We start from the raw sequence: 13,980 nt of genomic DNA, 5'->3' as shown, positions 1-13,980 counted from the left end.
CTGCCGATTCTGGTGCTGGGTTTACTTGTTGACCGGCGAGGCCTTCAGCGCGGCCTTGCCTTCCTTCGCGTACACCGTGAACTTCACGCGCGTCACGCCGTGCCGCTGCACGAGCGCGTCCTTGTTGCGTTGCAGCGTCGACTTGAACTTCTCGAACGTCATGCCCGCCGTCGGCTCGCCGCACTGCTGCTTCATGGCGACGAACTCTTCGTAGACCTTCTGCCACTCGGTGAGCTCGTCGACCTCGTCGCCCGCGCCGGCCGCAGGCTCGGCGGCCGCCGCAGGCTCGGCCGCGGCGGCCTTCGGCAGCGGAGGCGGCGCCGCAGGCGCGGCCGCTTCGGGCTCGGGCACGGACTCGACCGGATCCTGCGTCGTCGAGCCGGGACGCGGCTTCGGCTTCGGCAGGGCCTTCGGGAGCGGCTTCGCGGCCGCGGGGCCGCTGTTCGGGACCGTGATCGCGGTCGACGAGGTCTCGCCGGGGCCGGGCACGGCGAAGGCGCTCATCGTGGGCGCGGCCGGGATCGGGCCGAGCACCGTTTCGAGGTCGGCCGCGCGACGCGGCGCGCCGCCCTTGGCCGCGATCTTGTCGACGCCGTCGTTGATGTCGGAGGCGATCTTCTTGTACGCGCCGCGGAACTTGCTCGGCGCGAGCACGTCGACCTCGCCCTTCGCGAGGCGGATGGCCTCCTTGCCGAACGTGGCGAGCGGCTGCGTGTGCTCGAGGACCGAGAAGAAGATGCCGACGCCCGCGAGCACGAGGATGCCCGCGATGACGAGGATCGTGTTGACGTTCTTCTTGTCGGTGTCGTCGGCCTTGTTGAGGAAGTCGAGCGGCGAGTCGACGGCGACCGCGAGGCGACCGACGGCGTACCCCGCGCCGAGATCCCAGGCCTCGCCGGGCATGCGCGCGTAGACGACGCCGAGGTGGGCGGCGATGACGCGCGGCTCGCTGCGGCCCTTCTCCTGGTAGTCCTTGTTCTCGGCGAGCTGCTGCAGATCCTGCGTGATCTGATCCAGGTTCGCCTTGTCGAACCCTTCGGGGGCCCAGGACGCGACGCGCGCGCCGTCGGCGTAGAAGCCGACCGCGGCGCCCGTGCGCTTCGAGACGCCTTGCGCGAACTTGTCGTCGACGATCTTCACGCCGATGACCGCGCCGACGGGCTCGCCGTTGACCTCGGCCTCGACGGGGCGCGCGACGACGCGGTAGATGCGGCCCTTCCAGACCCACGCGTCGTCGCGGATCCAGCCGTGCAGCGCGTCGGCGACGACGGGGTAGCCGCCGAGCTCCCAGTCCTCGGCGTGCTCGATGCCGACGGAGGCGATGACGCGGCCGTTGGCGTCGACGGCCCAGAGCGCGTCGAACTTGAGGTCCGCGGGGATCACCTCGGCGTCGAGCTTCTTCAGCGCCTTCTTGGCCTCGTCGCGGATCTCGCGGCTCGGCTTGGCCTCGGGCGTGGACTTGGCGAGCTGCCCGCGCAGCTCCGGCGAGAGCGCGAGCGGGATGAGCGCGCTCGATCGATTGCGCGCGTCGTCTTTGAGGTACCAACCGACGGCGCTCGAGTCGGCGGCGAGCGAGTCGCTCATCGCGCGGAGGCCGGCGCGGTTGTACATCTGCGCGGCGAGCATCAGGGTGAACGCCGACACGCCGAGCAGGATGGCGAGGGCGAGGTACCAGAAACGGGACAGGATCATGTTCTCGTCTCCGCCTTCACTTGCTCGGGGTCGACTCGCCGACGACGAGGGGCGCCTTGAGGGGCTGCTCGGTGGGGAAGGGCGTGATCACGACGTCGAGCTCCTGGCCCACGGGCTCGCCGTTGAAGTACGCGCGGAGCTTGTGCGGTCCGGGCTCGAGCTCGATCGCGAAGTCGCCTTTGCGATCGGGGTACGTCGAGGCGATCGCGCGCGGCTCGACGACGACCCAGGAGCGGATGCTCGGCGCGAACTGATCACGGATCTCGTACTTGCCGGGGCCGGGCGGGGTCCACGAGCGGCTCTTGCTCGGTCCTGTCTCGACGGCGCCGAAGCCCTTGTTTCCCGTGTCGTAGAGCTTGTGCGGGAAGGGGTCTTTGTTCTCGAAGTTGATCTGCTGGCCCTCGGGCACGACGATCGTGACGGGGCTCGTGCGACCACCGGCGATGCTGACGGTGACGGGCACTTTCTGCGGCGTGCCCTTGTCGCCGAGCGCGACGATCGCGAGCTCTTTCGGCAGGTGTCCCGTGAGGGTACGCACGTCGGGCCGCACGGTCGGCGACGGCTCGCGGAACGTGTAGCGACGAGCGTTCGGGTCCTTCGCCTCGTTCCACACGGGGTTCAGGAGCTTGTCGGCCCCGCTCAGCTTGCCCTTGGCGGTGACGGCGGCAAACGCAACGCCTGGGACGGTCAAGAGCACGAGCGCGACGGCGCCTCGGCGGACGAGGCCGCGCAGGCGGCCGGATTGACTCGCCTTCGCCTTGGAAACGAGCGTGTCGAACGTGTCCATCGGAAGGGGGAAGCTACCGGAATGGCAGGGCAAACGGAAAAGAAAAGCCGCCAGGGAGGACGGCACGCGCGCGCCCGTCGCGCGAGCGTCCGAAGCGTCAGACCGGTGGCGGCGCGAGGCGCCTGCGAGGGCGAGCGCGCGGCGGGTTTTGCTTGACAGGGGCGGCGGAGTGATCGGTCAGGCGGGGTTCGTTCGGAGCTCGGCGAACCAGGCGCGAGCGGAGGCGTGGTCGTCGAAGTAGCGGATGGGGGACTTGGCGATTTCGAGCTTGAGGAGGCGCGCGGCACGGATGAGCGTCTCGGACACCGTGCGCATGCGATAACTCGCGCCGATGACGGCGGCGGCGCGGATGATGCTCGGGGTGAACTGACGGTTGAACGCGAGGGCCGCGCCGACGTTGACGCGCGTGAGATGCACCGTGGCGTCCGTCACGGAGAAGAGCCCGCCGGTCCGCGCCGCCGCGTCCCGTGTGAACGCCACGATCTGCGCGGCCTCCGCGTCGGTCAGGTCGCGATGACCGAGGGAAAAGACAACGATGTCGGGAGGCTCGAACCGAGCGATCTCGGGAACGAGGTCGAACGGAGCATCCAGCGTGGTGTGCTCGGGTACTCGCAAGCTCGGCGCGTAGGCCATGACACGGTTGTATCATGGGCGCGGCCCCAGCCGGTCAACGTGGAGGCTGCCGCGTCCCCCCCTTGGAGACCCCACCCTTGCGCTTCAGCCCGAGCCCATGGAGGTACAGGTCCGGGACGTCGTACTTGTCGCCCCCGCGGTCACGTAAGATGCCAAGCTCGAGGAGTACGTCGACGAGTTCCCGCGGGGTATCCGCCGGCAAACGTTGCTCCGGATTCTGCGCTGACCAGGCGTCCCAATTCGCCTTCAACGCAAGCTCAATCACGCGCCTGGATTCCCAAGGTACCTGCGAGATTGCCTTCAATCTCTCCCTGACCATGGGCAACCAATGGAATTCATCCGCTGCCTGGGTCACATAAGACTCGGATACCTTGTCGAGCGCGTTGCGGAGCGAAAAATGACTCAGCACTTGCGCCCCGGTCGCCCGCAAGTTGCCTAGCTCCAGTACAGCTGCATTTTCGAAAAGCAAGACCAAGGAGCGCGGTGAAACTTTCCCGTTCCCGTCCCGAAGATGGTCCAATATCCACGGGAAGGACTCCCCCTTGCCCTTGGTCGCGCCCATGTAGGGTCCAACGAGTCGGTCGACGAGGGGCTTGGCGTCCTCTTTCTTCACGAGCAGGGGGATGTTTTTCAATACGGAATCGTACTCGAAGCGGACCTTGTCACCCTTGCCGCGATTGCAGTATTCGAACCACGCGTCGTTGAGGTTGGCAATATGCTTGAGTAGCGCTCCGTAGAGATTTTTATCGCTCCACGAAAGCTCAACCCGAGTAGCAGCTAGCTTTGCTATCTCCGCGCCGGCGACATCGCTACCGTGATGCCTGTAAAAGTCGGTCCTCAGGAAGATTTTGGGTCGGATCCTCGACCAGCGACGACCATGACTGGCCCAGAAACCTATGAGTCCCCGGATCAGCGCGCCCATCGCCCACCAATCCGAGTAATAGAGGGTGTCGAGCTCGTCATACATGACGAAGACCCATCGGTCCTCGGACGTGAGCTTTTTATCCAAATTGTCCAGAGCGACCAGAAGCGAGTCCCCGGCTCGCAAGCGGTCAGCGAATCTCTCCTCGACCTCCGCCCCGGGTTCGTCGAGGAGCCGTGCGAATCTGACAGCAGTATCCTCCGGGAGCAGCCCCCTCAAAACGCGGAACAGATACGTGAACCAGAACTCCTGAGCGGCAGCCTTTATATGGTCGCGGTGACTCAAAACGAAATTCTGGAGTCCGAATGGACTTGGGCCGTACTCCATCGGGTAGCCCTTGATCCATGCGGCTTCGCCACGAGCGAACTGCACGCTCGGCGCTCGGCGCAATGCGGCTTCTCGCAGATCCGGATCCCGCGCTACCGCAACGAGCTGTGATTTGCCGGCGCCACGATCGCCCACGATGAGAACGACCTCAGGTTCGAGCGCGCGCAGGTGCTCCGTGATCGGATAGAAGTTATACTCCGTACGGCCCTTGGCTCCTTCCGCTTGGCCGGCGTCGGAGCGCAACGCACGGAGGAGTTCCTGCCGGTCTTCATTCGTCATGGACGCCATCATTCGCCTCGCTTATCCCCGGCCTTGTTCGAGCTGGGAAACTGCGCGAGGATCCGCCCCGCGATTTCAAGGTAAGGGCCCTCGACGAGATCGGATGCTACGTCGTCAATCGAAGGGAAGAACGCGAACCGAGCGCGATAGGGTACTGCGATCGCTCGGCTCGGCGACATCTTTGCATCCATGTTGCGCACGGACCAAAGCTCCCCTTCGGGGTCTTCGTCGTCTACGATCACGTAATGATCGCGCATCGTCGATTCGAGCCACGTTTGGAACTGCGCCCGTGCCGCTTTCTCGACCTCCACGACGTCTACCACCATGGCCTGGACGACAAAACAGTTCGCCTGCGAGCCGTCCCTTCGGATCCTCTCCTCCCCGAGGGTTCGAATCACCTGCGTCAAACCGAGCTGACTCTGCGTGCTGTTGGTCCCGAAGAGCACGTGCAGGTGCGCGATGCCGTCGAGCAGCAGGCCGGCGGAGGGGGACAGACCCGCGCGAGAGTCGAGGAGGATCCAATCCGGCTCGATTTCATCCCGCGCCTGGACAAGCATCTCCTCCAGCGGATGGCGCTCGCCCCGTACCTCCAGATCGAGCCGCGAGAGCTTGGCGAGGTAGTTCTCGTCCACGCTCCCCGCAGGCATGACTACGATTTCGGCGCCATCGGCGTCACCCACGAGGCGGTCGCGCTTGCATCGGTGCACGTAGTCGCCGAATTGCACATCGCCGAGCGCCGCTTCCAACAAATAGTCGACGACACCACGTGAGGCATTGCCTTCCCCGCCGGGCAGGTCACTCGGATCGGGCCCAAGGAGGGTGCCGGCCCCGGGAGCATCGAGGTCCATATCGATCACGAGCACCCGCTCGCCATCCCGTGCCCGCTGGATCGCAAAGGCAGCGAGGGCCGTGGTACGCCCCACGCCACCCTTGAACGAATACCAGACGACAACGGGCGGCCCCTTGGCTGGACTCCCGTCCTCCTTCGTCTCGGTCTTCGCCGGTCGCCAATCTCGAGACGCTTCCCAGAGCGGCATGCGAAACCGAGGGAGCCAAGCCGTACGCGTGCGGGTACGGTCGTCGATACGGAGCTTTTCGACACCGGGAACCGTGATCCCCTCGTCCCAGGCGGACGAATAGATGAGATCGTCGGCGTGGGAGGTCCTCGCGGAACAGATGTAGATGTCGCCTGTCCAGAACTGGCCAGACGCAGCAAGCGCCTCCTCGATACGGGCCCGGAGCGCTTGCTCGTCCGCGTCGGGGCGCAACCAGACGATCACGCGAAGGAGACCGAAGAGATCCTGCCCGAGGACAGCTTTTTCGAGGCTCTCCTCCCTGTCCGCGAGGTCCGAAAGTGCGACAATCGCGTTCTGGCGTGCGTCGTCGATGTGAACGTTCGCCTTCATGACGTGATCAGCCCGTCTCGCATCATCTGCCCGATGGTCGATTTATACACCTCCTCCGCCTCCCGGACCCACGTCCTGGCCTGGGACTCGGTCACCGCTCCCTCGGCTCGATACCGAATTCCTTCTGTCCATGCTCCACCCAGTGGTTTTGCAGCGACAGACGGAGCGTACTGAGCAACGTGGGAGGTGAGCACGGCCGTGTAGCCACTTGTCGCAGTGGCCAGTCGATCGAGTTCGTGTTTCTGGCCGATATCGCGGGCCTCCTGGCCAGCCATACGCTTGAAACGCTGGAGGGTGGCACCGCTCGGCTGCAACTCCATTTTCAAGTTTGGCTTCCTGCTCGTGCGCTTCTCCTGGGTCGCAGTCGTCTCCGCCTCCGTCGCGAGGCGACCCACCATGACGACCGACCGCAGCGAACACTCGACGATGTACCCTGCCAGGTACCCAGCCGCATCAAAGCGCTTCGCATCGAGGAGCACCTTCGCATCGTTCAGGTGCTTGCGCGCTGCTGCGGGGTAGTCATCCCCGCTGCTCAATGCCAGGTTCGACACGCGGGCAGGCTACCTGTTCAGCATCTTCAGGCCAAGCTTCGCACGCACGCCGCCCGCGGCAAACGCCGGGCCGCGTTGCTCCCCCGTCGCCCCCCTCATCCCCTCCCACCCGACAGCGCCGCTGCGTGTTCCGCCACATCGCCCCCAAGCTCTCGGCGACATCTCCGCACCTCCGCCACCGCCGCAGCCAGGCTCGCAGCAACGTTTCCGCGCCCTCCACCACGCCGCAAACGTGTGTCCCCCCACGCTTCCTTTCCCTCCGCCACGCCACCTCCAAGCCCCAAGCAACCCCTCCACCCCCACAGCCACCCCACGGCACCGCCGCAAGTCACCTTGCCGCACCCTCCCCACCCCCACACTTTCCCCCAGGCTACCTGTATCCGTCCTTGACAACCTCGCCCACCTCGTTTCTGCTTCCCGCCTTACCAAACGAACCAGGATACAAGCCTTGTCGGTACTCCCCAACGCCAAGACACCCATCGCTCGCTGCGAGCTCAAGAGCCTCTACACGCGGACCATGCTCGGAAAGTTCTCCGACGTCGCCGCCTTGAACGGCCTCGCGTCCAAGCTTGAGGACGCCACGAACGCGCTCCTCGCGCGCGAGCAGGGCTACGACCAGAAGGTCAAGGAGCTCATCATCGTCCGGGTCGAGGTGAAGTTCACCGATCGGCTCGCCGACCAGGTCGTTCGCCTCGCCCTCAAGCGCGCCGAAATCGAGGACGGTCGCCCCGGCGGGCGTATCGTCTCCACCCTGTTCCCCGGTGGCTCCACGCCGATCATCAAGCCAGTCGGCGGCACCCAGATCAAAGAGATGCGCGCCCTCGAAGGTCGTTACACCGAGATCGCCACGATCTACCCCGCGGGCTCGGCCGAGCTCGACAAGATCACCGCCGTCCGGCACCGCTACGAACAGGCACTCGAAGCGCGCAGGCTCGGCATGGAAGCCACGGCGCAAGCGCGGGCAGCGCGCAACCTCGCGAAGGAAGAGTTTCTCGACGTATTCGCCGAGGTCGCCAATCGCATCAAGGCCGCCTTCCCGCGCGACAAGCAGACGCAAGATCTCTTCTTCCTCAAGGACAAGACCGACGACGGGCTCGATGTCGGCGACGACGAGGAAGCCGAGGACGGGGTCGCCACGGGCGCAGCAGGTGGCGAGGCATAAGAGCCACCCCGCCCGCCGTCCCCACACGTTCGTGACAAAAAAAAGAGCCCGGCTCTCACCGGGCTCGAAGAAGAGTTCCTTACCGCCGTAATCGTGGGTTGAATGGCTTGAACCCCTAGCTTGCGGCTAGGTGGGTGCCCGATGTGCCGCTTTAGGCTTCCCGATGACTTCTCGGGCCTAGCTCACCACGACAGCGTAGTGGGCCCCTGGTTCAGGCTTACTCGGGATTCAATTGCCAATCACCTCACGGAGAACAGCAGAGGGAACAACCATACCCTACCACCCCAGAGGCCAACGCTCCAGCCCGAACACGAGTCAGTACGAACCGAAACGACCGGAACGTCAGCGACAGACGGTGCGATTCCACACCAAATGAACGCCGCGCGCCCCGTGCTCGCTCGTTGACAGGCGCGGCGCGGAGGCCGGTATGGTGGCGGGCATGCGTACCACGCCCCTCTCTCGCCGACTCATTTTCGCTTTTTGTATGGCTCCGGTCGTGTTGCCGCTCGCCTGCAGCCGCGCCGATACCCCGGAGGTGCTCACCCTGAATGCGGCCACATCCGCGCTCACGGCGCCGCGCTGGGATGTGGTGCCGCCGATGAACATGGCGCGGAATCGGCACACGGCCACGCTGCTGCCGAACGGGAAGCTCCTCGTGGCCGGCGGCGGGAGCGAGACCGCCGAGGTGTATGATCCCGTCGCGAATTCATGGTCGCTCGTGGCGCCCATGAGCACGACGCACACAGCCCATTCCGCGACGCTCCTGCCGAATGGAAAGGTCCTCGTGGCCGGAGGCGTGACGGACACCGTCGAGGTATACGATCCGGTCGCCGATACGTGGACGCTCGGCGCGCCGATGCTCGCGCCCCGCATGGGGCATACCGCGACGCTGCTCCCCGACGGGCGAATCTACTTCCTCGGCGGCGTCGTGGACGGAGATGGAGTGACCTTCGAGGCGGAGATCTACGATCCCGTCGCGAACACGTCGATCGAGGTCACGCCGCCGCCCGATTACATCGAGGACCATACAGCGACGCTGCTGCAAGACGGCAAGGTCCTCGTCGTGGCGAGCTCCCTCATGCAGGTCTATGACCCCGCCACGGATTCGTGGGTCTTCGCGGGGTGGATCGAGAATCGCGAGGGCTACACCGCGACGCTGCTCGCGAACGGCAAGGCGCTCATCACCGGCGGCTACACCGATTACGGCGGCGAGGGTTTCACCGCCGAGAACCGCGGCACGGTGCTCTACGATCCGGCGACCAATACGTGGACCGAGGGGACGCCGATGAACGTGACCCACTACATGCACACGGCCACGCGCCTCGCCGATGGTCGGGTGCTGGTCACGGGCGGCGCGCTCACGGAGCTTTATGATCCGGTCACCGGAAAATGGTCGCTCGGCAGGTTCATGAACACGAATCGCAGCGGGCACCTCGCCACGGAGCTCGCCGACGGGCGGGTGCTCGTCACCGGCGGCGGCACGGCGTTCGTCGAGTCGCTCAGCTTGTCGGCCCCTGGCGGCGCCTGCCTCTTCGACGGCGAATGCGCGAGCGGCTTCTGCGTCGACGGCGTCTGCTGCAATGCCGCGTGCGACGCGGGCGCGTGCGACGCCTGCGCCGTGAGCAAGGGCGCGTCCGCGGACGGCGTCTGCACGCCGCTGAGCGGGGCCTCCTGCGGCAGCGCCAACGGTTGCACGGCGAATGGCGTTTGCGAGGCGGGCGCCTGCGTCGGGGATACGCCGGTCGGCTGCCAATCCACATGGACGCCGGCCGGGAGCATGTCCATGGCGCATCAGGAGGGCACGTGGGCGGAGCTCGCCGATGGCCGCGTGCTCATCGCCGGGGGAATCAACAACGACTGGGACGGTAACCCCACGGTGCAGATCTACGATCCGGCCACGAATGCATGGAGCGACGCCGCGCCGCTCATGCACGTGCGACGTCGCGCGAAATCGGTCCGGGTCGCGACCGGCGAGATCCTGGTGGTGGGCGGTGATTCCCCGTCCACGGCGGAGCTTTACGATCCGGCGACCAATACGTGGACGATGACCGGCGCGATGGCCGCGCACCACGACAATGGCCTCGTGCTGGCACGGCTATCCGACGAGCGAATCCTCGCGGTCGGCGGCGGGACGGCGGCCGCGGAGCTTTACGACCCGGCGACGAAGACGTGGAGCGCGACGGGCTCGCTCGGCGCGGCGCGCTCGGGGCATGCGGCCATCGTGCTCGCGGGAGGAAAGGTGCTGGTGACCGGCGGCAGTGGGACCCCGGCGACGGCGGAGCTTTATGATCCGGCGACGGGGATGTTCTCGCCGACCGGGACGCTCACGTACACGCATGCAAAACTCCAGGCGACGGCGCTGCTCGACGGCCGTGTGCTCGTGGTGAGCGGGGACGGCGCCGATCGATATGATCCGGCGACGAATGCATGGACGCCGACGCAGGCGCTGCTCATGTCGCCCGCCGATTTCACGACGACGCTGCTCGCCGATGGCCGGGTGCTGGTCGCAGGCGCGCGGAACGTGCCGCACGCGCAGGTGTACGATCCGGCGACGAACGACTGGACGGTGACGGGGCCGCTCGACGTCGCGCGTCGGCGCCACGGGGCCATGCGGCTCGGAAATGGAATGGTGCTGCTCTTCGGCGGCAGAGAATGGACCGGCGGCAACGATTGCCCCCTCCGGAGCGCCGCCGTGTACAACCCGGAGACGAATGACTGGACGCCGGCGCCGAACATGAGCGAATCGCGCACGTATGCCGGGGCCGTGCGGCTCGAAGGCAATCGCGTGCTGGTCTTCGGAGGGATGCAGGAGGGCTGCTCGTCCGGAGACGGCGACCCGGCTGCCCATGAGAGCGCGGAGATTTTCGAAGGTGGCGTGACGCCGGAGGGCAACGGCAGCGGTGGTGCCGGCGGAATGGGCGGCTCGGGTGGAATGGGCGGTTCCGGCGGCGAGGGCGGAATGGGCGGCTCCGGCGGCGAGGGCGGCTCCGGTGGAATGGGCGGTTCCGGCGGCGAGGGCGGCTCCGGTGGAATGGGCGGTTCCGGCGGCGCTGGTGGAATGGGTGGCGCTGGTGGCGCTGGCGGCTCCGGCGGTATGGGCGGCTTCGGCGGCGCTGGTGGCTCCGGCGGAATGGGCGGCTCCGGCGGTATGGGCGGCTCCGGCGGCGCTGGTGGAATGGGTGGCGCTGGTGGCTCCGGCGGCTCCGGCGGTATGGGCGGCTTCGGCGGCGCTGGTGGCTCCGGCGGAATGGGCGGCTCCGGCGGAATCGGCGGCTCGGGCAGCGGCTCCGGCGGCTCCGCAGGGTCGGGCGGCGCCATCATACCGGGCGGGGGAGGCGGTTGCAGCACCACGGGCAACCCCGCCAGCCACACCGGTCGTGGACTCGCGGCCCTCGTGGCCCTCGGCGCCCTCATCACGCGACGCCGCAAGCGCGACGACGCGTCCTAGGCGTTGATCGCCTCGACCAGCGCGTCGTGCAGGTGCCCGTTCGACGCGGCGATGTGACCCTCGTGGTAGTTCGGTACCCCGCCATCCAGCGCCGTGATCCTCCCCCGCGCCGCCAGCACCACGGCGCAGCCCGCCGCGAGATCCCAGATGTTGAGCTTCCGCTCCCAGTAACCGTCGTACGTCCCGTCCGCGACCATGCAGAGGTCGATCGCCGCGCTCCCGCAACGCCGCACGCCCTGCACCACGTGCTTCACGCTCATGAACGAGTGGAAGTTGTTCGCAGGCGCGACGTTGCGGACCGGCGGAAAGCCCGTCGCAACGAGCGCGTCCTCGAGCCGCAACGTCGGGCTCACGCCGCATCGCTGACCATTCCGTCGCGCCTCGCCGTGCCGGCCCGAGCGGCCCGTGACGCTCACGGGCTCGCCCACCCAGCCGCTCCAGCGAAGGCCGAGCGCAGGCGCGACGACCGCGCCCGCGATCGGCTCGTCGCCGTCGAAGAGGCCGACGGAGATGCTCCAGAAGGGATGGCCGTGCACGAAGTTCGTCGTGCCGTCGAGCGGGTCGACATACCAGACGAGGCCGCTGCGCAAGGCCATCGGCGCGAAGCCGTCGCCGCGCTCCTCGCCCACGACCGGGATGCCGGGGGCGAGCGAGCCGAGGCGCATGGTGATCATGTCCTCGCTCGCGCGGTCGTACTCGGTGACGAGGTCGGAAGGACCCTTCGACTCGACGGGCGGGCGCGAACGGAAGCCGGCGCTCACGAGCGCGCCCGCCTCCTCGGCCACGAGCTGCGCGATGGCGGCGAACTGCGCGCGCTCACCCGTCGTCGTGCTCTTCATGGCGCGAGCGCTCCCCGAAGCTTCTCGTAAATGCCGCCGAACGCGCCGTTCGAGAGCAGCGCGATGGTGTCGCCCGCCTGCGCGCTCCGCGCGAGCAACGTGACGATCTCGTCGACGGACGCAGGCGTCCACGCGCGCTTGCCCCGCGCTTCGAGCGCAGCCGCGAGCGCGCGAAGATCGAGCCGCTCGGCCTCGGGGATCTCGGGACGACCGAGCGGGGCGAGGACGATGACGTCGGCCGCGTCGAAGGAGCTCGCATACTGCTCCTGATGCAGGGCGCGACAAGCCGTCGCGCTGCGCGGCTCGAACACGGCGTAGAGCGCGCCTTTCGCGTGTCGGGCGCGGAGCGCGCGCAGGGTCTCGTCGACGGCGGTCGGGTGGTGCGCGAAGTCGTCGTAGACGCGGACGCCGCGCACTTCGTAGAGGAGATCCTGCCTTCGGCGGACGCCCTGGAAGGTCGCGAGCGCGGAGATGACCGTGGAGAGCGGCACGCCGAAGCCCTGGGCGACGGCGGCGGCAGCGGCGAGCGCGTTCCGGATGTTGTGGCGGCCGGGGATCGTGAGCGCGGCGCGGCCCGCGTAGACGCCGCCGGCGTAGAGGTCGAACGACTGGCCGTTCTCGTCGACCTCGGCCGGCGCGGCGAGCCAGTGGGGCGGCTGTCCGTGGGTGTCATCGCCTTCGAGGGCGAACCACGCGACCTCGGCGCGGGCCGATGCGCGGACGACGTCGACGACACGCGGATCGGCCGCGGCCGCGACGATGAGGCCGCTCTCGGGGACACGCTCGACGAAGCCGCGGAAGGCCGCGAGGTAAGAGGCCTCGTCCGGGTAGATGTCGACGTGGTCGTGCTCGATCGACGTGAGGATCGCGACCTCGGGCCGGTAGTGCCAGAACTTCGGGGTCTTCTCGAAGAAGGCGGTGTCGTACTCGTCGCCCTCGACGACGAACGGCGTCTTCCTGCGCGACATGCCTTCACCCGTGACGAGCGGCAAACGACCGCCGCGGGCCACGTCGCCGGGGACGCGGAAGCTCACGTCGAAGTTCTTGGGCAAGCCGCCGATGAGGAAGCCCGGGTCGCGGCCGGCTTCGTGGAGGAGCCACGCGCAGAGGGCGCTCGTGGTGGTCTTGCCGTGCGTGCCGCCGACGACGAGCGGAGAGCGGTGCACGAGCAGGAGCTCGGCGAGCGCGTGGGGCATGCTCTTCGTCGGGATGCCGCTGTCGAGCGCGGCGCGGGCCTCCGGGTTCGTTGGACGGCAAACGTTTCCGATGACGACGAGATCGGGGCGCGGTTCGAGGTGCTTCGGGTCGAAGCCCTCCATGAGCCGGATGCCCCAGCGTTCGAGGGCGGGGCCCATGGGAGGATAGAAGGCGACGTCGGAGCCGGAGACGTCGTGCCCGCTGGCCTTGAACAGCCCGGCGAGCGCGCCCATCCCGGTCCCTGCCACGCCCACGAGGTGCACGTGCATGGCGGCGAGTTTGCTATAGGAAGGTGGGAGGGCGCCACGCTCAAAGCGCCGCGACGAACACCACGTTTGATTCCCGGTCGGGCTTCCGATAAAGCCGGGTTCATGAAGAAGGTTTCGAGCGCGCTCGTCGGCTTGTTCTTCGCGGGATCCCTGCTCGTCGCGGCGTGTAGTCCGCCCAAGCAGGCAGAGGTGCCGGACGTCGACAAAGACACGGGCGGCCAGGACATGGCCGGCGAGGAGGCGGCGCCGAAGCCGGTGGAGGAAGGCGAAAAGCCCGCGGATGCAGGCGAGATGAAGCAGAAGTGCTGCGCCTCCTGCAAAGAAGCGTTGGCGACGGATCGTTCGGGCACGTCGCCGGACCAGATCCCGTGTGCCGACTTCACCGCGGCGCTGAGCCCGTGGTGCCTCGAATACTTCCGCGCGAATCCGACGAAAGCCTCCGAGTGCCAGTGATCATCTCCCCTCTCC

General features: G+C 67.4%; 11 protein-coding genes. 3 read left to right on the top strand and 8 right to left on the bottom strand.

Features of this window, described 5'->3' with window-relative positions:
* Positions 1-21 precede the first annotated feature (21 nt).
* The 6 genes from QHF84_RS38840 to QHF84_RS38815 form a co-directional block, all read right to left on the bottom strand.
* Complete coding sequence (locus QHF84_RS38840; protein ID WP_281318603.1) at positions 22-1,692, bottom strand: MXAN_5187 family protein; 1,671 nt, start codon at positions 1,690-1,692, stop codon at positions 22-24.
* A 16-nt stretch (positions 1,693-1,708) separates the two neighbouring features.
* Positions 1,709-2,479: a hypothetical protein gene (locus QHF84_RS38835; protein ID WP_281318602.1), complete on the bottom strand. Its 771-nt coding sequence runs from the start codon at positions 2,477-2,479 to the stop codon at positions 1,709-1,711.
* 177 nt (positions 2,480-2,656) lie between these two features.
* Entirely contained in the window at positions 2,657-3,112 is a 456-nt protein-coding gene (locus QHF84_RS38830) for a hypothetical protein (RefSeq protein WP_281318601.1), read from the bottom strand.
* Positions 3,113-3,146: 34 nt separating this feature from the next.
* Positions 3,147-4,640 (bottom strand): hypothetical protein, encoded by a 1,494-nt coding sequence (locus QHF84_RS38825; RefSeq protein WP_281318600.1) that lies wholly within the window; start codon positions 4,638-4,640, stop codon positions 3,147-3,149.
* Positions 4,641-4,648: 8 nt separating this feature from the next.
* Positions 4,649-5,908: an AAA family ATPase gene (locus tag QHF84_RS38820; RefSeq protein ID WP_281318599.1), complete on the bottom strand. Its 1,260-nt coding sequence runs from the start codon at positions 5,906-5,908 to the stop codon at positions 4,649-4,651.
* Positions 5,909-6,042: 134 nt separating this feature from the next.
* Positions 6,043-6,597: a hypothetical protein gene (locus QHF84_RS38815; protein WP_281318598.1), complete on the bottom strand. Its 555-nt coding sequence runs from the start codon at positions 6,595-6,597 to the stop codon at positions 6,043-6,045.
* A 448-nt stretch (positions 6,598-7,045) separates the two neighbouring features.
* Here QHF84_RS38815 and QHF84_RS38810 point away from each other — a divergent pair, with 448 nt between their 5' ends.
* Together QHF84_RS38810 and QHF84_RS38805 are read left to right on the top strand one after the other, a co-directional pair.
* Complete coding sequence (locus QHF84_RS38810; RefSeq protein ID WP_281318597.1) at positions 7,046-7,759, top strand: hypothetical protein; 714 nt, start codon at positions 7,046-7,048, stop codon at positions 7,757-7,759.
* Between the two features lie 484 nt (positions 7,760-8,243).
* Positions 8,244-11,207 carry a kelch motif-containing protein gene (locus QHF84_RS38805; RefSeq protein WP_281318596.1) on the top strand — a complete coding sequence of 988 codons (2,964 nt, stop codon included), beginning with the start codon at positions 8,244-8,246 and terminating at the stop codon, positions 11,205-11,207.
* On the opposite strand, the gene QHF84_RS38800 is transcribed toward QHF84_RS38805, so the two are convergent.
* Positions 11,204-12,046 carry an inositol monophosphatase family protein gene (locus tag QHF84_RS38800; RefSeq protein WP_281318595.1) on the bottom strand — a complete coding sequence of 281 codons (843 nt, stop codon included), beginning with the start codon at positions 12,044-12,046 and terminating at the stop codon, positions 11,204-11,206. The genes QHF84_RS38805 and QHF84_RS38800 overlap by 4 nt on opposite strands.
* Positions 12,043-13,512: a Mur ligase family protein gene (locus QHF84_RS38795; protein WP_281318594.1), complete on the bottom strand. Its 1,470-nt coding sequence runs from the start codon at positions 13,510-13,512 to the stop codon at positions 12,043-12,045. Before QHF84_RS38795 ends, QHF84_RS38800 begins: the two co-directional genes overlap by 4 nt.
* 102 nt (positions 13,513-13,614) lie before the next feature.
* Between QHF84_RS38795 and QHF84_RS38790 the strand changes: the two genes are divergently transcribed.
* A complete protein-coding gene (locus QHF84_RS38790) occupies positions 13,615-13,965 on the top strand; it encodes a hypothetical protein (protein WP_281318593.1) in 351 nt (116 codons plus the stop codon).
* The last annotated feature ends 15 nt before the right edge of the window (positions 13,966-13,980 follow it).

This window comes from Polyangium sp. y55x31 (genome assembly GCF_029946505.1).
Lineage (GTDB): Bacteria > Myxococcota_A > Polyangia > Polyangiales > Polyangiaceae > Polyangium.
This window is presented reverse-complemented; position numbering and strand designations above follow the sequence as displayed.